The following is a 24,197-nucleotide window of genomic DNA, read 5'->3' on the forward strand; positions in this document are numbered from 1 at the left end:
CCGAGTACTTCTCCGGCAGCTCACCGGCGTACGCGTCGTCGCTGGCCCGTGGCTGGTCGATGCCGCCGATGCCGTTACCAGAGCCGTTGCCAGAGCGCCGCTGGCGATCGACGAGAAGCGCGCCTGGATGGTGCTGCCCGACGTCGGCAGTCCCTTGTTCGACGAGACGGATATCTCTGTCTGGGTCGACGCGCTGAGCGGGCACGCCAGATTGCAGCGAAGCTATGTCGATCAAACCGACCGGCTCTTCGAGTTCAGCTGCGTCGACCGCCGGCTCGCCGTACTTGCGGATGAGCTCGACCGGATCCTCGGTCCGAACCCGGCGACCGACCGACTCGAACCCGAGGAGCGAGCGGGGCTGCCGCGGCGGGCCGAACAGTTGCGTGAGGCAATCACCGAGCTGGCGGCGATCGGCGTACCCGAGACGTTGTTGCACGGCGATCTGCACCCGCGGAATGTCGCCGTACGGGATGGTCAGGTGCTCGCGTTCGATTGGACCGACGGGTCGGTGTCGCACCCGTTTCTGGACCTGATCACGTTCGTCGAGGAGCGTTCGCCGCACTCGATGGACCCGCGGGTGACGGACGCGTATCTGGCCGAGTGGGAGGAGTACGCCTCACCGGCGGATCTGCGCCGGGCGCTCGAGCTGGCCGAGGAACTCGGCGCACTCCACCAGGCAATGACCTCGCTGCACTTGCCGGATCACCTGTCCGGGCCGAGCCGGGAGTCGATGTATCGCGGTGCGGTGTGGTGGCTGCGGAAGGTGCTGGGCTAGCTACTTGTGCAGGATGGCCAGCTGGTTGCGCATGCCGCGGCGTACGGGTGGGTCCAGGTGGCGGTCCCAGTCCGGGCGGCGTTCGCCCCGAAGGAGGGCGTAGTACGCGAGTGCGTCGGACAGCGCCGCCTCGCGGAGGTACCCGCGGGCCAGCGGCTGCTTGCCGCGGCCGTTCGGTCGCGGGCGACGTTCGTACGCCGCGTTGGCGGTGAAGATCCCTAGTCCGTAGAACACGGTGAGCAGGTCGGTCAGCGGTTCGTGATCGGGCCGGCGGGCCAAGGAGATCCGGCCGCTGCCGAGCAGGAGTTCATGCCCGAGCTCGTGGGCGTAGATCGCGACCAGAGCCTCCGGGTCGGCGGCCAAGGCCGGAGCGAGCTGGATCTGGTTACGGTCGGCACCGCGCATCCAGCGGCCGGACTGCTCCTTCACCACGGACGTCGACCTTCGGTACGCCGGACGCCGGATACCTTCACCGACCAGCTCGAAGGTGAGTTCGCACTGGTCCGGGAGGAGGTCCATCCGGTCGGCGACGCGCGTACACAAGTCCTGCGCTGCCTCGAGGGTGCCGTCGTACCCGGCCGGGATGAGGTCCGTCGGCAGCACGATCGGCCGGAGCAGGATGTCGCGGCCGAACTCGATCACCAGCCAGTCCATCGACGCCCGGATCCACCGCCGCCGCCCACCCGGCAGTCGCTCCCGTGGCGCCTTCAGCTCGGCCCGAACCTGCTGACTGCGCCGCAACTGCCCGATCGGATTCCTCACCCGCCGAATCATCCCTGTCCGACGCCCTCGCAAACCTCCCAGTTCCCCACCGTCGCGACGACACTGCGTTAGGTGAGCGGCGCACCTTCCTGAATCGCCTTGGCCTCGGCCTCTTTCACCAGCATGCCGACCCCGCTGACGGTCCGGATCCGCACCGACAGATCGAGCTCCTTGCGCCAGAACGGGAAGAGTGACACGTTCGGCCACAGCCGATGCCGGTGGAAGCAGTACGACGACAGCGCGTCCGAGAAGCCGCTCTCCCCCAGGTAGCCGAAGGCCATGTACTTCCGCTTGCGACCCTTGATCCGCTCCGCGGCCTGGTTGGCCATGAAGATCCCGAATCCCTGGAACACGGCGAACAGATCGGTCAACGCCTCACCGTCGGCGCGTTCCCGCTTGATGATGCCGCCTCCCAGCAGCACCTCATGACCCAGTTCGTGGGCCAGCGCGGCCACCACGGTCGCCGGGTCGGCCAAGCAGTCGGCCGCCAGCAGAACCGCGGCTTTCTCGGGCGCGGCAGCCGGCCACTCCTGCCTACGGAGAGGAGACGGCGGTAGGCGCAGATCCAGGTAACAGCCATACGTACCCGTGCCTGCGGGAACGGCCCAGATTGCCTCGGCCTTCCGGAGCAACTCCGCCCGCCGATCCGGATCCTCCTCGTCAACGATCTCCTGGCATCGCGTGAGCTCGAACGCGAGCTCACGATCCGCGAGCCAGACAATCTCGGGCCCGAAACCGGTCCTCATCAGGGCGTCGATCTCGTCGTCCGTCATGTCTGCGTGGAGTCCCGAGACAGCGAGGATCTTGCGGGCCTGCTCCGCGTCCACGCTTTCCTGCAGCTGTTCGCGCAACTCACGCACCGCGAGGCCGCGGGCGGCAACGCGAACCTCGACCATCCGGAAACTGAACCGGATCGTGTCCGCGGGCACTCCCACCCGCTCGCAGACCTTGAGACACAGCGCCCGGGCCGCGTCCTCCGACCCGTCGTAGTCCGTGGGGACGAACGTGCTCGGCAACACCGTCTTCCGGCGCAACGGCTCGACCCCGAACTGGTCGATCAGCCAGTACATCGAGTCGTCGATCCACTGCTTCTGCCCGCCCGGCAGCTCGATCTTCGGCCCGAGGAACCGCGCTGTCGCCTCCTGCCGCGCGCGGCGCCGCTCCCGCCAGCCACTGATCAGTTTCACACCGAGACAGACGCCACCCACTCCACCCAGGTTCCCTTAGTTGCCGACGGCCCGCTATTTCAGCAGGAGGAGGCCCAGGCGCCGGGAGGCGACGTACATGCCGAGGGTGCCCATGGCTGCGAGGTAGGCGGCGTTGATCAGGAGGGGCCAGGCGATGGTGCCGGTGGTGAAGGCTCGTTCCAGTACGACGCCTTGGTAGAGCGGAGTGATCTCGACGAGCCAGCGGATCGCGGCCGGGTAGGTCTCGACCGGGTAGAAGGTGGCCGAGAACAGGAACATCGGGATGATCGCGAGCTGCACGAACTCGAAGTCCTGCCAGCTGCGCATGAACGTGGTCAGCGCCATCCCGGCGCCCGCGAAGGCGAACCCGATCAGCACCGAGGCCGGCAGCGCGAGCAGCGCCCACCACGACGACACCAGGCCCATGATCAGCATCACCACGATGAACATGGCCGAGTAGATCGCCCCGCGCAGCAGCGCCCAGGTCACCTCACCGGTCGCCACGTCCCACGGCTTCAGCGGCGTCGCCAGCATCGAATCGTAGAGCTTGGCGTACTTCATCCGGAAGAAGATGTTGTACGTCGAGTCGAAGATCGCACCGTTCATCGCCGAACTGGCCAGCATCGCCGGCGCGACGAAGGCGGCGTACGCGATCTTGGTGCCGTCGGCCAGTGTGAAGTCGCCGACCAACTGCGCGACGCCGACACCGATCGAGAGCAGGTAGAAGACCGGCTCGAAGAAGCCGGACAGGAAGACCACCCAGGACCGGCGGTAGACCAGGAAGTTGCGCTCGACGATGTGCCGCCCGCCGAGCCGGGTCGGGATCGGCAGCACCCGCACCGCCATCGTCGCCATCAGCCGACCAGCTTCCGGGAGAAGCCGCGGACGGCGAGCCGGGTGCCGACCACGCACCAGGCCAGCAAGTACACGATGTTGACGACGGCCAGCCACGGGTTGACCGTGCCGAGGCTCAGACTCCGGCAGAGGTCGACGCCGTGCCAGAGCGGACTGACGTAGGCCAGCCACTCGATCCAGTTCGGCAGCTGTGAGACCGGGAAGAACGCACCGGAGAACAAGAACGCCGGGACCACCCCGAACCGGAAGATCATCGCGAAGCCCGCGTCGTTGTCCAGCAGCGTCGCGTACGCCGCAACCGGCGCGGCCGCCGCCATCCCGACGAGCAGAGCCACCAGCAGCCCCAGCGCTCCGAGCGGCGACCGCATCCCACCGAACAGCGTGATCACCACCAGGAACACCGTGCAGGAGCTCAGCACCCGGAACGCGATGAACGCGAGCTGCCCGTAGACGACGTCGGCCGGACGCAGCGGTGACGCGATCATCGAGTGGTAGAACTTCTGCCACTTCAGCCCACTCATCACCGGGTACGTCGCCTCGCCCACAGCGATCTGCAACGCCGTCGAGGCGAGCAACCCCGGCGCGATGTACTGCAGGTAGCTCACCCCACCCAGCGCGCCGGTCCCGTTCTTGTCGACGAACGAGCCGAGCCCGACCCCCATCGAGGCCAGATAGAGCAGTGGCAGCAGGAAGCTGCTGACCAACGTGCCCTTCCAGGTCCGTTTGTAGACGGTGACCCAGTAGTCGAACTGGCGTCGCCCGTTCTCCAGTGCGAGCGCCATCAGTCGACCAACGTCCGGCCGGTCAGCCGGAGGAACACGTCCTCCAGCGTCGAGCGCCGTACGAGAACCGCGGCCGGCTCGAGGCCACGCTCGTGGACGCCGGCAACGGCACGCTCACCGTCGTCGGTATAGAGGAGGAGGCGGTCCGGCAGCACCTCGATCCGCTCGGCCAGGTCGGCGACCTTCTCCTCGAGCGCGTCGTGGTCGGACAGCATCACGTCCGGACCGAACCGCAGCTCGGTCACCTCGCGGGTCGAGTAGTCCCGGATCAGCTCGGCCGGCGACCCCTCGGCCGCGATCAGCCCGCCGTCCATCACGACGAGCCGGTCGCACAACTGCTCGGCCTCGTCCATGTAGTGAGTGGTGATGATCAGCGTGACGCCGGCCTGTTTGAGCCGGAACAGCTTGTCCCACAGCAGATGCCGGGCCTGCGGGTCGAGGCCCGTGGTCGGTTCGTCGAGCAGCAGCAGGTCCGGCTTGCTCACCAGCGAACGGGCGATCGTGAGCCGCCGCTTCATCCCGCCGGAGAGCTCGTCGACCTTGACGTTCGCCTTCTCGGTGAGCGCGACGAAGTCGAGCAGCTCGTCCGCCCGGCTGCGGCACTCGGCCCGGCTGAGACCGAAGTACCGCCCGTAGATCGTCAGGTTCTCCCGGACGGTCAGCTCGGTGTCGAGCGTGTCGTCCTGCGGGCAGACGCCGAGCCGGCCCCGGATCGCCGGGCCGTCGGCGGTCGGGTCCATCCCGAGGATGCGCAGGGTGCCTCCGCTGATCGGCGAGACCGCGCCGATCATCCGCATGGTCGAGGACTTGCCCGCACCGTTCGGCCCGAGGAAGCCGAAGGCCTCGCCCTTCCAGACGTCCAGGTCGATCCCGCGCACCGCCTCGAAGTCGCCGTACGACTTGCGCAGGTCGCGGACATGCACCAAGGACTCCCGCTGCTCACTCACGAGCCCGACCCTAGACGGGAGTCCCGACACTTTCTTGTCGTTATGGGCGGTTCCATTGCGTGACCGTAGAACCTCAAGACGGCTGGAGGTCAACCCCGCCCGACGTACGGCATCCCGGCCGCCATCACGGTCAGCGTCGGTACGGCGACAGCCGTCGGCAACTGCGCGATCTGTACGACGAAGTCCGCCACGATCTTGGGGTCGAACGTCGGCTCGACCGCGATCGACCCGTCCGGCTGGAGCACGCCTTGTCCCATCCGCTTGGTCATCGGGGTGGCGGCGTTGCCGATGTCGATCTGACAGGCCGTGATCCCGTGCGCCCGGCCCTCCAGTTCGAGGCCCTTGGTCAGCCCGGTGATCGCGTGCTTGCTCGCGGTGTAGGCGATCCCCTGCGGCCGCGGCACGTGCGCCGAGATCGACCCGTTGTTGATGATCCGCCCGCCCTTCGGGTCCTGCCGCAACATCAGCGCGAACGCCGCCTGCGCACACAGGAACGACCCGGTCAGGTTGGTATCCACCACCCGCCGCCAGTCCTCCTCCGCCAACTCCTCCACCCCCGCCGCCGGCGCCCCCGTCCCCGCGTTGTTGACCAACACATCAATCCGCTCCAACCCCCCGAAGAACCCCCGCACAGCCTCCCCATCAGCCACATCGAGCACCGCGAGCCGCACCTGGCCGCCCCCGTCAGCCACGGTCTGCTGGAGCTTCTCTTCCGTGCGACCCGTCACCCAGACGTCGAAGCCCGCCGCCGCGAGTGCGAGCGCCATCTCCCGCCCCAGCCCAGACCCGCCACCGGTCACCACAGCTGTTCGCGTCACAAAATCCACCCTTCCGCCGTCTCATGCCTGTCCGCTGATTCTCCTGCACTGCGGACAGTGACCGACCAGCGACGGCGAGTTAATGAGTGGCGACTCACTTGGCAATCTCGGAAACTCATTTGCGTGTATCACGCAAGCATGTATATGCTTGCAGCATGCAAGTAAACGACGGGTACATCCCGCAGACCCCCATCGAGGGCGTCATGCACGCGTTTACCCGGATCGGACGCCGGCTGAAAGCCAAACAGCCCGGCGACACGATCGACCACAGCGCGCACGTGGCGCTGTTCGTGCTGCGGTGCAGTGGCGCACTGCGGCTGTCCGACCTGGCCGTGCGGATGGAGCTCGATGCTTCGACCGCGAGCCGGCACGTCCGGGCGCTGGAGCAGCTGGGCCTGGTCCGCCGCTCCCCCGACCCCGACGACGGCCGCGCCTTCCGGGTCGAGCTGACCGAGCAGGGCATCGAGCAGTGGGAGTCCGGCGCGCGACGCCGGATGGAACTGCTCAGTGCGGCGATGGACGGCTGGTCCGAGGACGACGTGGAGACCTTCGAGCGGCTGATGACCCGGTTCGCCGACGGGGTCGCCAGCCTGACCGACACCCCGGCCGACGCCCGCTGGGCGGACAAGGGCTGGGCCGCCGTCGCCCCGCGACTGCGATCCCCGGCGCCAGAGCGCCGTACCGAAGAAGACTTCGCGCCCGGTAGTGACCCTGCCGCCCGCGAGAACACCGAAGAGAACCTGGAGAGCACCAGATGAGTACCACAGAGCCCGCCACCGCCGGCGGAGCTTCAGCATCCTCCGACGGCGGCCCGAACTATCTGTCACACAAGCAGATCCTGGTCGTCCTCGGCGGTCTGATGGCCGGCATGTTCCTGGCCGCGCTGGACCAGAGCATCGTCGGTACGGCGCTGCCCCGGATCGTCAGCGAGTTCAACAGCCTGGACAAGTTGTCCTGGGTGGTCACGGCGTACCTGCTGACCTCGACCGCCTCCACTCCGCTGTGGGGCAAGGTTTCCGACCTCTACGGCCGTCGCCCGCTGTTCATCGCGGCGATCGTCACCTTCCTGGCCGGCTCCGTGCTGGCCGCGCTGTCGCAGAACATCGAGATGCTGATCGGCTTCCGGGCCGTCCAGGGTCTCGGCGCCGGCGGCCTGATGTCCCTGGCCTTCGCCACCATCGGTGACGTGATCCCGCCGCGCGAGCGCGGTAAGTACATGGGGTACTTCGGCGCCGTCTTCGGCCTGTCCTCGGTGGCCGGTCCGCTGCTCGGCGGTGTCCTCACCGACGGTCCCGGCTGGCGCTGGATCTTCTGGATCAACCTGCCGATCGGCCTGGTTGCCCTGGGCATCGTCGGCGCCGTCCTGAAGCTGCCGCACGTGAAGCGTTCGCACAAGATCGACTACCTCGGCGCCGGCACGGTCGCCGCGGCCGTCACCTCGCTGCTGCTGGCCGTCTCCTGGAGCGGACCGACCAACGGCTGGGGCACCGGCACCACGATCGCCCTGCTGGTCGCGGCCGTCGTACTGGCCGTCGCCTTCGTCCTGATCGAGCTGCGGGTGGCCGAGCCGATCATCCCGATGGACCTGTTCAAGGGCCGGATCTTCTCCGGGTACGCCGGTTACGCGTTCCTGCTCGGGTTCGCGATGTTCGGTGCGCTGATCTTCCTGCCGCTGTACCTGCAGGCGGTCAAGGACATGTCGCCGACCCGCTCCGGCCTGGCGCTGCTGCCGATGATCGTCGGTATCTTCTCCGCGTCGATCCCGAGCGGTCAGCTGATGAGCAAGAGCGGCCGGTACAAGATGTTCCCGATCATCTCCGCGGTCCTGGTCGGCGGTGCGATGGTGATGCTGTCCACGCTGAGCCTGAGCACGCCGTACTGGCAGCTGGCGATCTACATGTTCGTGATGGGCGCCGGCCTGGGCCTGTCGATGCAGATCACCGTCACCGCCGCGCAGAACAGCGTGCCCCGCAAGCACATGGGTACCGCGACCTCGTCGATGACCTTCTTCCGCTCGATGGGTGGAGCGATCGGTACGGCGGTCTACGGTGCGGTGCTGACCAGCCGGCTGCAGGACCACCTGACCACGATCGTCCCGCAGACCATGCAGGGGATCGTCGGCCAGCTGGCCAAGGCGGCGAACAGCGTGCAGGCACTGCATGCCCTCAAGCCGCCGATGAAGGGCTGGGCCCTGCAGGGTCTGGTCGACGCGATGGGCGACGTGTTCCTGGTCTCCCTGCCGTTCCTGGCCATCGCTCTGGTGATCGCGATCATCACTCCGGAGCAGCGGCTGGCCGGTCGCTCCGACGGCCCGAAGCCGGAGGGCGAGGCGGAGTCGATCGAGGCCTCCGCGGCCGCGGCGATGCACTGAGGTAGCACTGACACAGCACTGAAGGCAGCCGCCCTGGGATGTTCCCGGGGCGGCTGCTCTGTGTGTGAGACAAATGCCCGCGCTGACCCCGCGGACCTCTAGTTTCAGTAGCAAAGTGCCCTGAGGATCGGACAGGAAAAGCCTGGATGAAGACATTGGACCGGCCGCTGAACGACGACGACCGCGCGATGGCAGATCTCGCCGACGTCCGGGACTGGCGGCGCCTCGGCGGACCGCATACCGGTGAGACCGGACCGGTCCCCGTGCGCAAGCTCATCAAGCGGGTCAAGTCCGGCACCAACTGGAAGCCGTGGCCGGTGAACCGCAAGACCGTCATCGACGACCAGCTCGACGGCTGGGGATTCCTGACCAGGCGCAAGACCGAGCTGGCTGTGTACGACGACCAGATCCTTCCGCACAGCCCGTTCAGTGGCTGGGTCGCGTTCGCGATCGAGCCCTGGGACGTGGACGCCGCGGCGGCGGGCCTGGACGAGCACTGGCCGGCCAAGTTCGACCTGGCCCGGCGGCACTGGGGAAATCCGGCGTACGTCGGAACCGAAAGCACCTCGGGCTTCGTCAACGAGTGGGCACCCGGTGCGGGCACGGACCGCCGCCACCTCGCGGTCTGGAACCCACCGGGCGCCGAGATCCACCTGTACAGCAACAAACCGACGGTCCGGCCGTTGTCGGTGTCCGTCGGCATCAATTATGTGGTCTACCTCAACGAGGAGGGGTCATGACGCCAAGATCAGCAGCGCAGATGCACCGCGAGGCGGTGCGCGATGCCGGAGCCAACTCCGACGTACCGCCCCAGACCGGGGACAACAGTGGCGTCTCGGAGGCGGCGATGACCGCGCGCGCCCAGGGGACCGCGGCGGCGCTCCAGAACGCCGGCCCGGCGACCTCGAGCGGCCTGTCCCCCGACCTGCAGCGGACGATGAACGCGGCGACACAACCGCAGACCGGGCAGACCCGGACCGGCGGCAGCGGGGACGGTGCAGCCCCCAAAACCGGTCAGACCGGGAAAGCCAGGGACAAGGGCGCCGGCCCCCGCTCGGTGTAGACCATTTCGTTGCATCCGGGCCGTCGACGTGACCCTGACCGCGCCCTACTGTTCCCGTCAGCAGCAAGCCGAACGACGATAGGGGATGCACCCCGCATGAAAACCAAGGACAGGCCGCTCGACCTGGACGCCGTCGCGATGAAGGACCTCGACGAGGTCGAGGACTGGGCGAAGGTCGCCGGTCCGGACACCGACGAGACCGGGTACGACGTCGTCAAGGCGCTGGTGCACCGGGTCTCCGCCGCGACCGGCTGGAAGCCGTGGCAGGACGAGCCGGGCACGAACTACGACACCATGCAGTCGTGGGGGTTCGAGACCTCGCGGGGCACCAACATGATCGTGTTCCCCGGGCTGGTCTTCGCCGACGTCCAGGACAGCGGCTGGTCGGCGTACGACCTCGAGGTCGAGGACATCCCGGCCGCGGAGGCCGGTCTGGACGCGCACTGGCCGGACGCCTTCTCGCTCGGCGTGAAGACGTGGGGACCGCCGATCTGGGCCAGTGACTACCGCAACCCGAACTTCGTCGACGAGTTCTGGCCGGGGGCCGGCTTCGACCGGCGCCACCTGGCGATCTGGCTGGCGCCTGGCGCGAAGTTCTTCCTGTACAGCGACCGGCCGACCGTGGACCCGTTGTCCCCGTCCGTCGGGATCAACTACACGGTCTACCTCGACTAGGAGCCATCGTGACCAACACCCCCTCTGAAGGATCGTCGTCCTCGGGCCTGGCCGGCTTCAGCACCGAGCAGCGGGCCACCATCCAACTCATCGTCGACGAGGCCCTGACCGCCCAGCGCCGGCAGCTGCTCGCGCAGGCGCCGTCGCGCGGGCGGCGGATCGCCGGCCGCGCCGTGCCGGTCGCAGCCGTGGCGGGCGTCGCGGCCATGACGGACCCGGGCCAAGAGGCCGTCAGCGCGATCGGGCACGCCGGCCGCGACGCCGGCGTCGCGATCGGGCACGCCGGTGAGTACGTCGCCGGCGAAGCCGTTGACGCCTACAACTCGACCATCGAAGGCGCGCAGAACCTGGGCCACGAGATCGCCCAGGAGTGGAACCAAGGTGTCGATGCCGCCCAGCGATTGGCCACCGACGTCGGCCATGACATCGCCAATCAGTGGGACAACTTCACCGGTTGGGCGACCGAGGCGGCTGCCAAGGCCTGGGGTGTCACTCAGGACACCTACAACGCGATCGCCGAGCCGGTTGGCAACGCAGCCCAGCACGTTGCGACGTACGCCGCACAGTTCGCCCACGACGTCACCCACAACCCTTCCACCATGGCGGTGGCCGGCGTTGCGGTGGCGGCGCTGGCCACGAACCCGAAGGTCCGGGAGACGGTTGGGAAGGCGGCCAGCGCTGTCGGCCGCTGGGGCGTCGAGGCCGGCAAGAGCATCGGCAGGGGCGTTGCCGGGGTTGCCTCCGGCCCGCTGGAGTCCCTCCACAACGGGTACCTGAACGCGAAGGTCGGCTTCGACAGCATTCGGTCGAACCCCCGGGTCCAGTCGGCCTTGAAGGCCGTCGGGCTCGGGTCGAAGGCGACCCACGGGGCTGTCTCCGAGGCCAACGCGATCACGAGTGGCGAGCAGGCCTCGCTGCCGAAGGCCGAAGAGGTCAAGGCGCTGCTGCCGCCGGGGCAGGACCCGGCAATGTCGGCGCGCGACAACAAGGGGGCCGCAGTATCGGCAGAGCAGCCCGGACAGGGCACTGGCACTGGCACGGGCACGCAGAATCTCGGCGAGACCCAGCGCACCGGTGCGGCCACGGATCCCAACAAGGGCAAGAACGGTCCGACGCAAGGCAAGTGAACTCGAACCATCCCGACCGGCCGTCCTCCACTGTGGAGGGCGGCCGGTCGGCTGTCAGGTCTCGCTTTCCGGGACCACGCGTGCCCTGCGTCTGGGCAACGGCGGTAACGGTCTGGGCGGTTCGGGGTCGGTGTCGTTGCCGGCCAGATGGTTGACGATCGTATTGATGACCGCGGCAGTCGGTACGGCGACCAGCGCCCCGACGATGCCCGCGATGACCACACCGGTGGCGATCGAGAGAATCACCGCGAGCGGGTGCACGCTGACCGCGCGACCGAGCAGGAACGGCTGCAGCACATGCGCCTCGAGCTGCTGTACACCGATCACCACCGCGAGCATGATGATCGCGATGACGGGGCCTTTGGCAACCAAGGCGACCAGGACGGCGACGATGCCGCTGACCAGTGCACCGACCACCGGCACGAACGCGCCGACGAAGACCAGGATGCCGATCGCGCTCACCAGCGGGAGGCCGAGAACCGCCGCGCCCAAAGAGATGCCGATCGCGTCGACCGCGGCCACGATGATGGTCGCCCGGACGAACGCGGTCAGCGAGACCCACGCCTTCCGGCCGGACGAGTCCGCCCTGTCCCGGGCCCGCCGCGGGAACAGCCGGACCAGCCAGGCCCAGATCTGCTCACCCTGGTAGAGGAAGAAGAACAAGCAGAACAGCGAGATGAACAATCCGGCGACGACGTGGGTGGCCGTCGTACCGACTGCTGCTGCCTGCTGACCGATCGCGCCGCCGGAGGTGATCTGCTCGCGCAGGGTCTTGATCGCGTTGGTGACGTCGGCGTCGGTGAGCCCGAAGTTGATCCGGCCCAGCTCACGGAGCTTCTGGACGCCCTCGCCGACCTGCGTGGACAGGCTGTCGAACTGGCTGGCGATCTGCGTCCCGACCAACGTGAGGAGGCCGGCGACCACCACGATGGTGGCCACCACGGTGATACCGGCGGCGGGTCCGCGTGGCAGACGCAGTCGCTGCAGGCCGTTCGTGATCGGGACGAGGAGTGCGGTCAGCAGTACGCCGACTGTGATGGGGACGACCACCTCGGACAGGTACCGCATGCCGAAGCCGATCACCACGACGGCGGCGACGATCACCAGGAACCGCCAGGACCACGCGCTGGCGATGTGCATGCCGCGCGTCACCCCGGCGTCGTACGGGCCACGGTCGGCCACGTCCAACTGGTGTTCGCCCGCTCCCTGCGCGGCCGTTGGGTGTTCGGCCGTTCTGTCGTCGACCGGTACAGACTCGCTGGACTCGTCCAGCACCTGATTGTCTGCCACCGGACTCGACTCGTCCCGCCCCGTCTCGCTCATCACACCTCCGCAGCTAGCTTGCTGAGGACACTAGTGCCCGGCGGTGGCCGTTCTATGAATCTGCGCGGCCAGCCCTTCGGCGGCCTTCGGGTTCTCGTCGGCCAGCAGACCGACGCCGGCGAGCACATAGTCCTTGTCCACGCAGACCTCCGCCCGCTGCGGCACCAGCCAGCCTTCCTCCTGCGCGTTCCTGCCGACCGCGCCGAGGATCCGCGCAGCAACGTCCGGGCCGTTGTGACGCAACACTCCCCCGGACCCGACCAGCAGATCCACTTCGCGCAGATCCTTCCCGGACCGCTCGATCACGCGCCCGCCCGGCCCGAAGACGATCCGCTGCCGGCCCGCGTGCCGTCGGAGTGCGACCGTCGCGGCCACTGTCGCCAGAGTCTCGTCGTACGACGCCTCGATCGGGCTGTCGGGGAGGTACGACGGATCCCGGTGGCGGCGGGCGGCCGCCGTACTGATCGGGTCGTCGGCCGCGACCAAGCCTGCCTCGATGGCGGCCGCAACGACCGGTACAGCGCTCCACCGCATGCCGAGGTCGCCTTCGACGGTCCGGGTCACCGGGTGGGTTGCGACCACCTCGCGGCCGAGGTTCGCATCCTCGGGGTCGAGCTCGATCACCGAGTGCACGTCGGTCGTCGCGCCGCCGATGTCCACGACCGCGACGTCGCCGTGCAATCCGGCCAGCACCTCGACACCGCGCAGTACGACGTCCGGCGTGGCGGCCCGAACCATCTGGGCGAACGCGGGATCACGGGACAGGTTCTTCCCACCGATCACGTGCGCGAGGAACATCTCCCGGATCGCGGCCCGCGCACTGTCCGGCGCGAACACCCCGATCTCCGGTACGACGTTGTCCGCCAGCACATGCGGTACGCCGCCGGCCGTCAGGATCTCGCCCACCTCGGCCCGGGCGTCGACGTTGCCCGCGACAACGACAGGACGACGCCACTTGTACTTCGCCAGCGTCTCGGTTGCCTTGAGCAACACCGCCGAGTTGCCACCGTCGGTGCCACCCAACAGCAGCACCACATCCGGCCGCTCGGCGCGGAGTGCCTTCTGACTGGTTGCCGTCAGCCCACCGTTGACTACGGCAACGACCCTGCCGCCGCTGGACAACGCGACCCGCCGGCCGGCCTCGGCCGTCACCAGCTCTTCGTTGCCGACGACCCCGATCCGCAGCCCACCACCCGCGCTGGAACACGCGAGCACATCAGCGTCGGCGACGCGACGGTCGGCGTCCAGCAGCACAGCGCGACACGCGTGCCATCCGTCCATCACATCGGTGTCGATGGTGGTCCGGTGCTCGGCCCGGGCGATCAGCTCGCCCGAGCCGGAGTCCACCGCGATCGCCTTCGTGAAGGTCGACCCGAAGTCGACCGCAACAACCAGGGTCACGGACTACGCCATCGCGCGGTCGAGGTCCTGGAGCAGATCGTCGATCGTCTCGATGCCGACCGAGAGCCGGATCAGGTCGGCGGGGACCTCGAGAGGCGTGCCGGCCACCGAGGCGTGGGTCATCTTGCCGGGGTGCTCGATCAGCGACTCGACGCCGCCGAGGGACTCGCCCAGGGTGAAGACCTCGGCCTTGTTGCAGATGTCCAGCGCCTGCTGCTCGCCGCCCACCACGCGGAACGACACGATCCCGCCGTACCGCTTCATCTGCTTCGCGGCGGTCTCGTGACCGGGGTGGCCATCGAGGCCCGGGTACAGCACCTGGCTGACGGACTTGTGCCGCTGCAGGAACTCGACGATCTTCTCCGCGTTGTCGCTGTGCCGGTCCATCCGGACCCCGAGGGTCTTGATGCCACGCAGCACCAGCCAGGAGTCGAACGGTCCGGCGACCGCGCCGATCGCGTTCTGGTGGAAGGCGATCTTCTCAGTCAGTTCGGTGTCCCGGACGATCAGTGCACCGCCGACGACGTCGGAGTGCCCACCCATGTACTTCGTGGTCGAGTGCACCACCACGTCCGCACCGAGCTCCAGCGGCTGCTGCAGGTACGGCGAGGCGAACGTGTTGTCGACCACCAGCAGGGCGCCGGCGTCGTGCGCGATCTGGGCAACCAGGGCGATGTCGGCAACGTTCAGCAGCGGGTTCGTCGGCGTCTCCAGCCAGACGATCTTGGTCTTGCCCGGGCGGATCGCGGCCCGGATCGCTTCCGGGTGGGTGATCGCGACGGGCGTCATCTCGACACCCCAGTTGCCGAGGACCCGGGAGAACAGGCGGAACGTGCCGCCGTACGCGTCGTCGGGGAACACCATGTGGTCACCCGGGACGCAGAGCGCGCGGATCAGCGTGTCCTCCGCGGCCAGGCCGCTGGCGAACGCGAACCCGCGGTTGCCCGCCTCGATCGCGGCCAGACACTCCTCCAGCGCCGTGCGGGTCGGGTTCGCCGACCGGGAGTACTCGTAGCCGTTGCGCAGCCCGCCGACGCCGTCCTGCTTGTAGGTGCTCGTGGCATAGATCGGCGGGACCACCGAACCGGTGGTGGGGTCAGGCTCGTTTCCGGCGTGGATGGCGAGCGTCTCGAAGCCGTAGTGGTGTTCCGTGTTCACCGGACCAGCGTACGGCCTGGTCTGATCGCGTCCCGCACGCCATCCACAGCTGAGACAATTCGGCGGATCCGGGTTGTCCACAGCCACGTCGTACTGGGTGGCGAATGACCCGCAGCGCCGCCTACGGTTGCGCACAGTGGTTGCGCTCGGTTGGTTTCCACGCGATACAGAGCAGAGAGGACGACGCGGCCGGATGAAGACGCAGGACAGGCCACTCGACCAGGACGACCTGGCGATGGCGGATCTCGCCGAGATTCGGGACTGGAGTGTGATCGCCGGCCCGGACGGTGACGAGTCGGGTCCGGAGGTTGTCCGTGCCCTGGTCCACCGGGTGATGGGCCAGACCCCCTGGCGGCCGTGGCCGCTGGAGCCCGGTGAGGTGATCGACGCCGAGATGGTCTCCTGGGGATTCACCACCCCGCGCGGTACGACGATGATCGTGTTCGACGGCCTGGCCTTCCCGGACTGCCCGGACAGCGGCTGGTCGGCGTACGAGATCGGCGTGGACGACATCGCCGCGGCCGAGGCCGGGCTGGACGAGCACTGGCCGATCCACCTCGCCCTCGCCACCCGGCACTGGGGACAACCGGACTACCTCGGCGACGAGACCGACGCGGGCTTCGTGGACGACTGGGAGCTCGGCGCCGGCACCGGACGGCGACACCTGGCCGTCTGGGTGCGACCGGGCGCTGAGTTCCACCTGTACAGCACCAAGCCCAGCAAGGACCCGCTGACGACCTCGGTCGGCGTCAACTACGCCGTATACATCGACTAGGAGACCCGATGAGCGAGCCTCAGGCAGAACCGCAGAGCCGCCGCGAGCGGAACGCCCAGCGGAAGGCAGCGCGGCAGGCCCAGAAGGCGCAGGGCAAGGCCGAGCGCCGCGGTGTGAAGGTGCTGAAGGGCACGTTCGCGCTCCTCCGCAAGGACGCCAAGCGGGCCAACCCGGAGACGCGCCGACTGATCGGTGCCGCCAACATCACCAAGGCCGAGCTGCAGCAACTCGCGCACCTCACCCTCGCCGCGCAGTACCAGCCGAATCTGTACGGCGAGCAGGCCCGACAGGCGCAGGCGTTGATCGAGGGTCGGCTGCGGCAGGCCCGGATGGCCCCCAGCGGGCGGATCTCGCGTTGGCGGGACACGAGACAAGGCACGAAGACACTCAAGTCGGCCTATGCCCAGGTCGGGCGGGACGTGAAGAACCGTGATCCCCGGCTGCATCGCGCCGTCGGCGGCCAGAAGTTCGGCAAGCACGACCTGCGGGACCTCGTGCGCCAGGACATGAACGCGATGATCCGGCGGGGAGATCAGATCATCGCACCGCAGGCCGGGCAGCCACAGCCCCAGCAGGTGGTGCAGCCGCAGCAGGTGGTGCAGCCGCAGCAGACGGTGCAGTCGCAGCCGGTCGGCGAGCGGCCGACACCGGCCCAGACAGGTCAGGGGCTGGGGCAGAGTCAGACCCCGAGTCAAGCACCGCAGCAGCAGGTGAACGGGGAGCTGGAGCGGCTTCAGCAGCACAACCAGGAATACATCCAGATCAACGATCAACTGGCTCAGCAGGTCGCTGAGCTCCAGGCCCAGGTCCAGCAGCTCACCGCCGAGCGGGACGCCCTCACGCAGCTCCTGGCCGAGCAGCAGGCCCAGCGCGCCGCGGAGAACGCCCCACAGGCCGCAGCCGAGGGCCCGGCCGTCGCGGAACCCGCAGCCGAGGCACCAGCCGTTGGCGAGCCCGCCGCTGAAGGACCCGCCGTTGCAGAGCCTGCCGCTGAAGGGCCTGCCGTCGCAGAGCCTGCCGCTGAGGGGCCCGCTGTCGCGGAACCTGCAGCCGAGGCACCAGCCGTTGGCGAGCCTGCCGCTGAAGGACCCTCCGTTGCGGAGCCCGCAGCTGAAGGACCCGCCGTCGCCGAACCTGCTGCGGAGGGTCCGGCTGTCGCGGAGCCGGCAGCTGAGGGGCCCGCTGTCGCGGAACCTGCAGCCGAGGCACCAGCCGTTGGCGAGCGTGCCGCTGAAGGACCCGCCGTTGCGGAGCCCGCAGCTAAAGGACCCGCCGTCGCCGAACCTGCTGCGGAGGGTCCGGCTGTCGCGGAGCCGGCAGCTGAGGGGCCCGCTGTCGCAGAGCCTGCCGCCGAGGCACCGGCTGTTGGTGAGCCTGCTGCTGAGGGGCCGGCTGTCGCGGAGCCTGCGACTCAGGCGCCGGAGCCTGTGCAGGCTGTGGCGGGACAGGAAGGCGCCAAGCAGGAGACCACAAATGCCTGGGTTGACTCAGCCCACGGAAACTCCCCTCAGGCCGCACCCGCTCCCGGTCAGCAGACCGAGACCGGCCAGGGCCAGGGACCGAACCGGGCCGACAAGGCCGCCGAACTGGCCCGTGCGGCCAGTGCCGCCGCCGACGTGGCACCTGTGACGCGGGACAGCCTCAAGAAGGCGAGCGAAGCGGGAGCCGCCCAGTCCGGCAACGACGGTCAGAAGGCCCCGACGCACGGCACCAACCGCACCGCGGGCAAGAACGGTCCCAACCAGGTCGGCGGCGACTAGTCCGCCTCGCAACCTCAACCATCGAACGCCGCCGGTCCACACCGGCGGCGTTCGTCTGTCCGCCGTACCCACCGGGGGTTCGTGTGTTCGCCGTACCCACCGAGGGTTCGTGTGTCCGCCCGTACCCACCGGGCGGCGTCCGCGATGCCGTCTGGCGACGGGCTCTCCGGGTGGGCTACAGGTCGAGGAGGGTCAGGTGGGTCTCGACCGGGGCGCCTTCGGCCAGGTCTTCGGCGAGGCGGACGGGCTTCTTCACCGGCAGGACGTAGCTGCCGGACTTGCTGGGAAACACAGACGTCTGCCACGTCGTGCCGCCGACGGTGACGCTGACCCGAACCGACCCGAAGCCCTTACCCCGACCGCCGGCGACCGCGGCGATGTCGTCGCTGATCTCGGGCGGCACGGTGACGAAGTACCAGCTGCCCTCCCCGTGCAGCCACAGCGGCGCCGAGAACTCGAACCTCAGGTGATCGGGCTGCACCCCACCACCTTCTCACTCCGCTCGCTGCACGCGCCTGCGAGATGTCAGGTGGAGGGCGTTGGCTGATCGAGCTTCAGACGGACCGTGAAGATCGGCAGCAGGTAGTGGACCAAGGGCCCGATCGACAGGGCGTAGACGACGGTGCCGACTCCGATCGAGCCGCCGAGAAGGACGCCCGTGGCGAGGACGGTCAGCTCGATCGTGGTCCGGACGAGACGGACACTGAGACCGGTACGGCGTACCAGGCCGGTCATCAGTCCGTCGCGCGGACCGGGACCGAACTGGGCGCCGATGTAGAGGGCGCCGGCCAGCGCGTTGACCACGACCCCGGCGACCATGAAGACGATCCGGAGCCAGAGCGCATCCGGTTTGCCGACCGTCGACAGCGTCAGGTCCGTGACCAGCCCGATGACGATCGCGTTGCTGATCGTCCCGAGCCCCGGCCACTGCCGCAGCGGGATCCACGCCAGCAGTACGACGAAGCTCACCGCGATCACCACGGTGCCGAAGCTCAGCGACACGTGCTTGGTGAGGCCGGAGTGGAACACGTCCCACGGGTCCAGGCCGAGGTTCCCCTGGATCATCAGGCCCATGGAGGCGCCGTACAGGATCAGGCCGACGTACAGCTGGACCAGGCGGCGCGGGAGGTGGCCTGCTTTGAGCTGCTGGATCGGGTTCAGGGGTGCGAGCCGACGCGGCGGCTCGGTCGAAGTGGCGGTCACTACTCCAGTTTGCGGAGTAAGTGGCCTGGTAATCGATAGCCAATTACGCAATAGTGGACTGCATGAAAGGGCAATATCTCCCCGCCAGTACGCTCGCCGGCCTGCTCGGCGCCTGGGCCGGCGACAGCGGTCCGGCGTACCGGGTGCTCGCGGAGCGGCTCCGATTGCTGATCGCCGACGGCCGGATCATGCCCGGTTCCCGGCTGCCGAGTGAGCGCGAGCTGACCGATGCGCTCGGAGTCAGCCGTACGACGGTGGCTTCGGCGTACCGGGAATTGCGCGACAGCGGGTACCTGATCAGCCGGCGCGGATCCGGGAGCGTCACCGCGCTCCCGTCCCGCGTCGAGCCTGAACTCGGCCGGCATCACGCGCCGGGGATCGACACCGACGGTCTGTACGACTTCACCTGCGCGGCGCCGTCCGCGGTGCCAGGGATCAGTACGGCGGTTGCCGAGGCGGCCGATGAGCTACCGGCGCAGTTGGCGACGCCCGGGTACCACCCGCAGGGGTTGCCGATGCTGCGGCAGGAGATCGCGGCGGCGTACGAGGAGCGCGGGCTGCCGACGTCTCCGGATCAGATCATCGTGACGGCCGGGGCGTTGGCGGCGACGTCGATCGCGGTGCGGGCGATCACGCAGATCGGTGACCGGGTGCTGACGGAGAGCCCGACGCATCCGAACTCGGTGGACGCGATCCGGCGGAGCGGTTGCCGGGTGGTCGCCGTACCGACGTCGCCCGGCGGCTGGGACCTGCCGTTGCTGGAGGCAACGATTCGGCAGACGGCGCCGCGGGCTGCCTGGATGGTGGTGGATTTCCAGAACCCGACCGGGTGGTTGATGTCGGCGGCGGACCGGGAGCGGTTGGCGCTGGCGTTCGCGCGGAGCCGGACGACGGCGATCATCGACGAGACGTTGTTCGAGCTGTCGCTCGATGGTCAGGAGGTGCCGCCGCCGTTCGCGTCGTACGACCCGAGTGGGGTGATCACGGTGGGGTCGGTGAGCAAGTCGTTCTGGGGTGGGCTGCGGATCGGGTGGATGCGGGTGCCTGAAGGGCTGGTCGCGCGAGTGCTCGATGCGCGGGCTTCGATGGATCTTGGTGCGCCGGTGCTGGAGCAGTTGGTGGTGGCTCGGTTGTTGCGGCAGCGGTCGACGCTTCTGCCGGAGCGCCGGGCGGAGCTGGCTCGGCGGAGGGATGCGTTGGCGGCCGCGGTGTCGGCGGAGCTGCCGTCGTGGCGGTTCCGGTTGCCGTCCGGTGGGTTGTCGCTGTGGTGCGAACTGCCGGAGCCGGTGGGGTCTTCGCTGGTCGGGTTCGCTCAGCGCAACGGCGTACTGCTGGTGGCCGGCTCCAGGTTCTCCCCCGACGGCGGGCTCGAGTCCTTCATCCGCCTGCCCTTCACCCTCGACGTCCACGCCCTCCGCGAAGGCGTCCAAGCCCTGGCCTCCGCCTACGCCGCCCTCACCACCGCCCCAACCCCCACCCGCCGAACCACCACCATGATCGCCTGATCCTCGTCCGGCGGGATGGATCACCTTGCCCCTCCCCACCACGGCCGCACGTCATCGTGCCGTAAGGGGTGGTGGGAAGGATCGTCTTACATCGGGTGTTGAGAGACTATGAGAGTCACACTGCGAGAGGCGTGAGATGTCGTTCTTCAAGCGCAACACAGCCCTGGTCGAGCCCGAGGCCGCACTGCCCGGCCGGCCCACTCCCGGCTTCGCCGTACCGGACGAGAACATCGTTCTCCACACGCCGCAGACCGCTGCGGCGCCGGAGGGGTTCGAGGAGGTCTGGTTCGGCACCGGATGCTTCTGGGGGACCGAGGAGATCTTCTGGCAGCAGCCCGGCGTGTACACCACGGCCGTCGGCTACGCGGGCGGTTACACCCCGAACCCGACGTACGAAGAGGTCTGCACCGGTCAGACCGGCCAGGTCGAGGCCGTCCGGGTCGTCTACGACCCGACCAAGACCACCTTCACCGATCTGCTGAAGGTCTTCTGGGAGACCCACGACCCGACGCAGGGCATGCGTCAGGGCAACGACCTGGGCTCCCAGTACCGCTCGGCCATCTACTACACCACCGACGCCCAGCGCGCCGAGGCCGAGCGCACCCGAGACCTGTACGCCCCCGTCATCAAGCCCCTCGGCTACGGCGACATCACCACCGAAATAGCCCCCGCCACCACCTTCTACTACGCCGAGCCCTACCACCAGCAGTACCTCCACAAGAACCCCAACGGCTACCGCTGCCACAGCAACACCGGCGCACCGTTCCCGGAGTAGACGGCGAAGTAGACCGGGGCTCGTGACTGAGCCCCGGTTTGCTTAAGGGAAGGCATGGGCTGACTTTGACGGCTGAGGAACGGGAAGCGAACCTGTGGGTTCCCCTCGACGTGCGCGACACCGATGAGGCCGCAACGTACGGTGCCCTGGTGGACGGCGTCCCCGAGTGGCTCGAACGGTCACTATGGCGCTGGCTGACGGATCGGTCAGCTGAGGGAGGCGAAGAGCTGGTCTATGACGTCGAGCGTCGGCTGCGCATCCGATTGCCTGGAACATGGGGGGCTGCTCCAGCCGTCCGACCACGGCAGTCAGTGCTCTTCGTCGCCGTCCCGGTCGGCCTCGTTCGGATCGGTGTCCAGACCTTGCGAGGACTCCACGCGGTCGCTCGACGTCGGTTCAGGTCCAGCTCCGGCGTCGGAAAGTTCGGAGTCGGGGTCTGCCGCTGTACGTGAAGAGTGCGGGCCTTCTTTCGACTCGGCCACGCCGGGTGGATCGTCCGTCGGCGCCCCATCTGGGTCCTGTGCCGAAGGGGTCTTCATTAGCGTCCCCAACAGCTCCGGATCGACCTTTGACAGCATCGATTCGTACAGCTTCGTCGACGGCAGCAGCCCCTCGTACAACTTCATCGCCGGCAGCAGATTCTCGAACATCTTCGGATCCACCTTCGGCAGCATCGACTCGTACAACTTCATCGCCGGCACCAGATTCTCGAACATCTTCGGATCCACCTTCGGCAGCATCGACTCGTACAACTTCATCGCCGGCACCAGATTCTCCAAGACCCTCGGACCGACACCAATCGCGTGTGACGAGGAACGTCGCAGCTCCTCTCGTGCATCCTTCTCCTGCCAGGGAATACGGCCGGGATCATCTGCGGTACTCGAGATACGCCTGATCTCGCCCGCAAGCGGCTTGCCGATCGAATTTGTCGTCAAGTACCCGCGGTACACAAGTGTCTTCGAAACCTGGATCTCCACACCAGATCCGTCAGGCAACCGCGAGACCGCTGGATCGTCTGCAAACGTCGGGGGAAGTGTCATCGCGACGCCCGACTCGCCAGATACGCTGAAATCTACTACCGCAGCATCATTCCCGGCTCCACCTCTAATCTCAGCGTGAAACTCGGTGAGCCGACCTACAGCGAGGAGTTGGGCACTAGCGGTCTCGACCGGCAATGCGCAGCGCCGAGGGTCCAGGGAGGTCGGCGCGATACCAGGAAGCACTGATTGAGCAACGAACTGACTCAGGACTTGCGACTGTAGGTGGTCTTTTAGGTAGCGCATTTCTTGCGGAAGATTTGGCGCGAGCCTTGCCGCCAGGTCCGAGACGACATCTCTCAGCTCCGCGGCATATGTCAGGCGACCTGCGAATCCAGCCGCCTCCAATTCATCTAGCAAGTCCTTATGTAAACAAAGCACGCCGGACTCAGCTTCGACATCAGATCCGAAGTCCTTTGTGTTATTCGAGACGAAAATTACATCGCCGGCGTGGTCCTTGAGGATCTGCATGATCGTCAACCAGATCAACGTGTCCCGATACCCGTCTCCGTGCGTATCACACGGCTTTCTGCGGGACACTGCTCGTTCAACTAGAACCGAGTGCGGCACATCGGGGAGAGGTAGAATCTTCGCGTCGAAATCCAACAAGATTTGCTTCAGTCGATCCGAATACATCTCCGATGCTTCATGAATCGCCATCTGCATGTCTTCGACGCCGGACAATAATCCCATTGCACGAAAACGCTTCTTGTCAGCAAACCCGTCGAATGCAATGCTCAGTTCGGCGAGGCGCCGCTGAAAACCTCCGATTGCCTCCAGGAGCACCACACCCGGAACGAAAACTTCCAGATCCCACGCTTCGGCTGCGTGCGCCAAGACTCCCCATGCGTCACCAGAACACATCGGATCACCGAGAATTACATTCGTATCCAGGACTATTATCAAAGTCGCCCCCAAATCACCCAGCCTGACGACCATCTTTTGAGCCGTCACTCGATTGGCTCAACTTCCGCAGCCTGTACACGTGCCAGGTCATATAGCCAAACAACACAACTACTGCAGCCAGGAAGAGAGCTACTATGCCGACGCCTCCGCCATAACTGAGAGTCGCGGGCGTCGGAGCCAAAAAGAGAATAGGTACTACGACGGTTGCCAAAGTGAGTAGTGCCAAGACCACGAGACCAGCCGCCAGACCAGGCGGCCTACTGATTCGCGCCCTTGCTTCGCGAGCCATACTGGTTTCCACGCGTTGCCTATCAGTTTGCGCACGCGCGACATCGACAAATCCCCGCAGCCGCTCAATCTCCTTCGCCATTTGCACCCCATTGCTGCCGATAATCCCACGCATTGACGTTGGGGTAAGATAGGAAACGTGCGAACGCGCGCGCTCTTCTAACTCATCTGCGATTAGGTTGTATAGGGCCTCCCAGATGATTTCTACGGAAACCGGCAGTTGCTTCCCGCGCCTAAACTCCGACCACGAGTCCAGTTGCACCTTGTCTGTTGGAATAGAGTTCCATAGATTGGGATGCCCTACGGCCTTCGCCATTTCGTCACGCCAGGCTTTTAGAGTCGACAACAAATCTTCGTCCGAGAACTCCGTGACACTTGCTAAATTCCGGACTTTCGACACTTCAACCTGTCCGTCATTTACAACGACGGATTGGAGATATTTGTAGACATCGTTTTCATCCAGTACATATTCAACTTCGGCTCGACGGAGTTCATCCTTTGCCGACCTCAGGTCGTCCTCTGCCTCGGCCAACCTCGCTTCTTCGCTTTTCAGGCGGTCCTGCGATGCTTGCAGCTCACTCTCTAGCGTGATGTAACGCGTTACGAGGAGACCACCAATGATCGCAACCAAGGTGGCGCCTGCGCCCATGCAGGCCTCAAGGAGAGGCCCCGAGTCTGGGGGTGGAGGACTGACGACCATGATC

24 protein-coding genes are annotated in these 24,197 nt (G+C 67.3%); 11 read left to right on the forward strand and 13 right to left on the reverse strand.

The features are described 5' to 3' along the window. On the forward strand, nt 1–775 hold a 775-nt coding region (locus AB0L70_RS30345), incomplete at its 5' end, for a phosphotransferase (RefSeq protein ID WP_363690180.1). Here AB0L70_RS30345 and AB0L70_RS30350 read toward each other — a convergent pair. From AB0L70_RS30350 to AB0L70_RS30375, 6 genes are all read right to left on the reverse strand, one after another. Further along, nucleotides 776–1,537, reverse strand: a complete 762-nt coding sequence (locus tag AB0L70_RS30350) for a hypothetical protein (RefSeq protein ID WP_363690181.1) — start codon at nt 1,535–1,537, stop codon at nt 776–778. Nucleotides 1,538–1,605: 68 nt separating this feature from the next. After that, nucleotides 1,606–2,724 (reverse strand): hypothetical protein, encoded by a 1,119-nt coding sequence (locus AB0L70_RS30355; protein WP_363690182.1) that lies wholly within the window; start codon nt 2,722–2,724, stop codon nt 1,606–1,608. Between the two features lie 54 nt (nt 2,725–2,778). After that, on the reverse strand, nt 2,779–3,579 hold the full coding sequence (locus tag AB0L70_RS30360; protein ID WP_363690183.1) for an ABC transporter permease: 801 nt from the start codon (nt 3,577–3,579) through the stop codon (nt 2,779–2,781). Beyond that, entirely contained in the window at nt 3,579–4,361 is a 783-nt protein-coding gene (locus AB0L70_RS30365; protein WP_363690184.1) for an ABC transporter permease, read from the reverse strand. The genes AB0L70_RS30360 and AB0L70_RS30365 overlap by 1 nt, the downstream gene beginning before the upstream one ends. Continuing rightward, nucleotides 4,361–5,308, reverse strand: a complete 948-nt coding sequence (locus AB0L70_RS30370; protein WP_363690185.1) for an ATP-binding cassette domain-containing protein — start codon at nt 5,306–5,308, stop codon at nt 4,361–4,363. The genes AB0L70_RS30365 and AB0L70_RS30370 overlap by 1 nt, the downstream gene beginning before the upstream one ends. An 89-nt stretch (nt 5,309–5,397) precedes the next feature. Next, entirely contained in the window at nt 5,398–6,126 is a 729-nt protein-coding gene (locus AB0L70_RS30375) for an SDR family oxidoreductase (protein ID WP_363690186.1), read from the reverse strand. A 155-nt stretch (nt 6,127–6,281) separates the two neighbouring features. Between AB0L70_RS30375 and AB0L70_RS30380 the strand changes: the two genes are divergently transcribed. From AB0L70_RS30380 to AB0L70_RS30405, 6 genes are all read left to right on the forward strand, one after another. Next, entirely contained in the window at nt 6,282–6,884 is a 603-nt protein-coding gene (locus tag AB0L70_RS30380; RefSeq protein ID WP_363690187.1) for a MarR family transcriptional regulator, read from the forward strand. After that, nucleotides 6,881–8,497, forward strand: a complete 1,617-nt coding sequence (locus AB0L70_RS30385; protein WP_363690188.1) for an MDR family MFS transporter — start codon at nt 6,881–6,883, stop codon at nt 8,495–8,497. Before AB0L70_RS30380 ends, AB0L70_RS30385 begins: the two co-directional genes overlap by 4 nt. Nucleotides 8,498–8,643: 146 nt before the next feature. Then, a complete protein-coding gene (locus AB0L70_RS30390; RefSeq protein ID WP_363690189.1) occupies nt 8,644–9,237 on the forward strand; it encodes a hypothetical protein in 594 nt (197 codons plus the stop codon). Further along, nucleotides 9,234–9,560, forward strand: coding sequence for a hypothetical protein (locus AB0L70_RS30395; RefSeq protein WP_363690190.1), 327 nt, complete (start codon nt 9,234–9,236; stop codon nt 9,558–9,560). Before AB0L70_RS30390 ends, AB0L70_RS30395 begins: the two co-directional genes overlap by 4 nt. Nucleotides 9,561–9,656: 96 nt before the next feature. Beyond that, the gene (locus AB0L70_RS30400) at nt 9,657–10,235 is read left to right on the forward strand and encodes a hypothetical protein (protein WP_363690191.1); all 579 of its coding nucleotides are present in this window, start codon (nt 9,657–9,659) and stop codon (nt 10,233–10,235) included. A gap of 8 nt (nt 10,236–10,243) precedes the next feature. After that, entirely contained in the window at nt 10,244–11,362 is a 1,119-nt protein-coding gene (locus tag AB0L70_RS30405) for a hypothetical protein (RefSeq protein ID WP_363690192.1), read from the forward strand. A gap of 54 nt (nt 11,363–11,416) precedes the next feature. On the opposite strand, the gene AB0L70_RS30410 is transcribed toward AB0L70_RS30405, so the two are convergent. Genes AB0L70_RS30410 through AB0L70_RS30420 form a run of 3 tightly spaced genes read right to left on the reverse strand, consistent with a single transcriptional unit; the run spans nt 11,417 to nt 15,244 of the window. Further along, nucleotides 11,417–12,685 carry an AI-2E family transporter gene (locus tag AB0L70_RS30410; RefSeq protein ID WP_363690193.1) on the reverse strand — a complete coding sequence of 423 codons (1,269 nt, stop codon included), beginning with the start codon at nt 12,683–12,685 and terminating at the stop codon, nt 11,417–11,419. 30 nt (nt 12,686–12,715) lie between these two features. Further along, nucleotides 12,716–14,086 (reverse strand): glutamate mutase L, encoded by a 1,371-nt coding sequence (locus AB0L70_RS30415; RefSeq protein WP_363690194.1) that lies wholly within the window; start codon nt 14,084–14,086, stop codon nt 12,716–12,718. A 3-nt stretch (nt 14,087–14,089) separates the two neighbouring features. Beyond that, nucleotides 14,090–15,244, reverse strand: coding sequence for a cystathionine gamma-synthase (locus tag AB0L70_RS30420; RefSeq protein WP_363690195.1), 1,155 nt, complete (start codon nt 15,242–15,244; stop codon nt 14,090–14,092). Nucleotides 15,245–15,437: 193 nt separating this feature from the next. Between AB0L70_RS30420 and AB0L70_RS30425 the strand changes: the two genes are divergently transcribed. Together AB0L70_RS30425 and AB0L70_RS30430 are read left to right on the forward strand one after the other, a co-directional pair. Next, nucleotides 15,438–16,019, forward strand: a complete 582-nt coding sequence (locus tag AB0L70_RS30425; protein WP_363690196.1) for a hypothetical protein — start codon at nt 15,438–15,440, stop codon at nt 16,017–16,019. Nucleotides 16,020–16,027: 8 nt separating this feature from the next. Next, nucleotides 16,028–17,779: a hypothetical protein gene (locus tag AB0L70_RS30430; RefSeq protein ID WP_363690197.1), complete on the forward strand. Its 1,752-nt coding sequence runs from the start codon at nt 16,028–16,030 to the stop codon at nt 17,777–17,779. A gap of 175 nt (nt 17,780–17,954) precedes the next feature. Here AB0L70_RS30430 and AB0L70_RS30435 read toward each other — a convergent pair whose 3' ends face one another. Together AB0L70_RS30435 and AB0L70_RS30440 are read right to left on the reverse strand one after the other, a co-directional pair. Beyond that, the gene (locus AB0L70_RS30435) at nt 17,955–18,260 is read right to left on the reverse strand and encodes a DUF1905 domain-containing protein (RefSeq protein ID WP_363690198.1); all 306 of its coding nucleotides are present in this window, start codon (nt 18,258–18,260) and stop codon (nt 17,955–17,957) included. Nucleotides 18,261–18,304: 44 nt separating this feature from the next. Next, nucleotides 18,305–18,982, reverse strand: a complete 678-nt coding sequence (locus AB0L70_RS30440; protein ID WP_363690199.1) for a hypothetical protein — start codon at nt 18,980–18,982, stop codon at nt 18,305–18,307. 62 nt (nt 18,983–19,044) lie between these two features. On the opposite strand from AB0L70_RS30440, the gene AB0L70_RS30445 reads away from it, so the two are divergent. Both AB0L70_RS30445 and msrA read left to right on the forward strand, forming a co-directional pair. Further along, nucleotides 19,045–20,487, forward strand: coding sequence for a PLP-dependent aminotransferase family protein (locus tag AB0L70_RS30445; protein WP_363690200.1), 1,443 nt, complete (start codon nt 19,045–19,047; stop codon nt 20,485–20,487). Nucleotides 20,488–20,623: 136 nt separating this feature from the next. Beyond that, nucleotides 20,624–21,262 carry a peptide-methionine (S)-S-oxide reductase MsrA gene (msrA, locus tag AB0L70_RS30450; RefSeq protein ID WP_363690201.1) on the forward strand — a complete coding sequence of 213 codons (639 nt, stop codon included), beginning with the start codon at nt 20,624–20,626 and terminating at the stop codon, nt 21,260–21,262. Between the two features lie 308 nt (nt 21,263–21,570). Here the strand turns inward: msrA and AB0L70_RS30455 are convergent, their stop codons facing one another. Next, a complete protein-coding gene (locus AB0L70_RS30455) occupies nt 21,571–23,238 on the reverse strand; it encodes a PIN domain-containing protein (protein ID WP_363690202.1) in 1,668 nt (555 codons plus the stop codon). Continuing rightward, a complete protein-coding gene (locus AB0L70_RS30460; protein WP_363690203.1) occupies nt 23,219–24,193 on the reverse strand; it encodes a hypothetical protein in 975 nt (324 codons plus the stop codon). Before AB0L70_RS30460 ends, AB0L70_RS30455 begins: the two co-directional genes overlap by 20 nt. Between the last annotated feature and the right edge of the window lie 4 nt (nt 24,194–24,197).

Source organism: Kribbella sp. NPDC051952, from assembly GCF_040680855.1.
Taxonomy (GTDB): domain Bacteria; phylum Actinomycetota; class Actinomycetes; order Propionibacteriales; family Kribbellaceae; genus Kribbella.

Bases quoted from the DNA above. Each gene is read 5' to 3' on its own strand.
- msrA (WP_363690201.1), top strand. From the start codon at position 20,624: ATGTCGTTCTTCAAGCGCAACACAGCCCTGGTCGAGCCCGAGGCCGCA.
- AB0L70_RS30390 (WP_363690189.1), top strand. From the start codon at position 8,644: ATGAAGACATTGGACCGGCCGCTGAACGACGACGACCGCGCGATGGCA.
- AB0L70_RS30445 (WP_363690200.1), top strand. From the start codon at position 19,045: ATGAAAGGGCAATATCTCCCCGCCAGTACGCTCGCCGGCCTGCTCGGC.
- AB0L70_RS30425 (WP_363690196.1), top strand. From the start codon at position 15,438: ATGAAGACGCAGGACAGGCCACTCGACCAGGACGACCTGGCGATGGCG.
- AB0L70_RS30360 (WP_363690183.1), bottom strand. From the start codon at position 3,579: ATGGCGACGATGGCGGTGCGGGTGCTGCCGATCCCGACCCGGCTCGGC.
- AB0L70_RS30410 (WP_363690193.1), bottom strand. From the start codon at position 12,685: ATGAGCGAGACGGGGCGGGACGAGTCGAGTCCGGTGGCAGACAATCAG.
- AB0L70_RS30365 (WP_363690184.1), bottom strand. From the start codon at position 4,361: ATGGCGCTCGCACTGGAGAACGGGCGACGCCAGTTCGACTACTGGGTC.
- AB0L70_RS30385 (WP_363690188.1), top strand. From the start codon at position 6,881: ATGAGTACCACAGAGCCCGCCACCGCCGGCGGAGCTTCAGCATCCTCC.
- AB0L70_RS30455 (WP_363690202.1), bottom strand. From the start codon at position 23,238: ATGGTCGTCAGGCTGGGTGATTTGGGGGCGACTTTGATAATAGTCCTG.
- AB0L70_RS30460 (WP_363690203.1), bottom strand. From the start codon at position 24,193: ATGGTCGTCAGTCCTCCACCCCCAGACTCGGGGCCTCTCCTTGAGGCC.
- AB0L70_RS30395 (WP_363690190.1), top strand. From the start codon at position 9,234: ATGACGCCAAGATCAGCAGCGCAGATGCACCGCGAGGCGGTGCGCGAT.
- AB0L70_RS30380 (WP_363690187.1), top strand. From the start codon at position 6,282: ATGCAAGTAAACGACGGGTACATCCCGCAGACCCCCATCGAGGGCGTC.
- AB0L70_RS30400 (WP_363690191.1), top strand. From the start codon at position 9,657: ATGAAAACCAAGGACAGGCCGCTCGACCTGGACGCCGTCGCGATGAAG.
- AB0L70_RS30430 (WP_363690197.1), top strand. From the start codon at position 16,028: ATGAGCGAGCCTCAGGCAGAACCGCAGAGCCGCCGCGAGCGGAACGCC.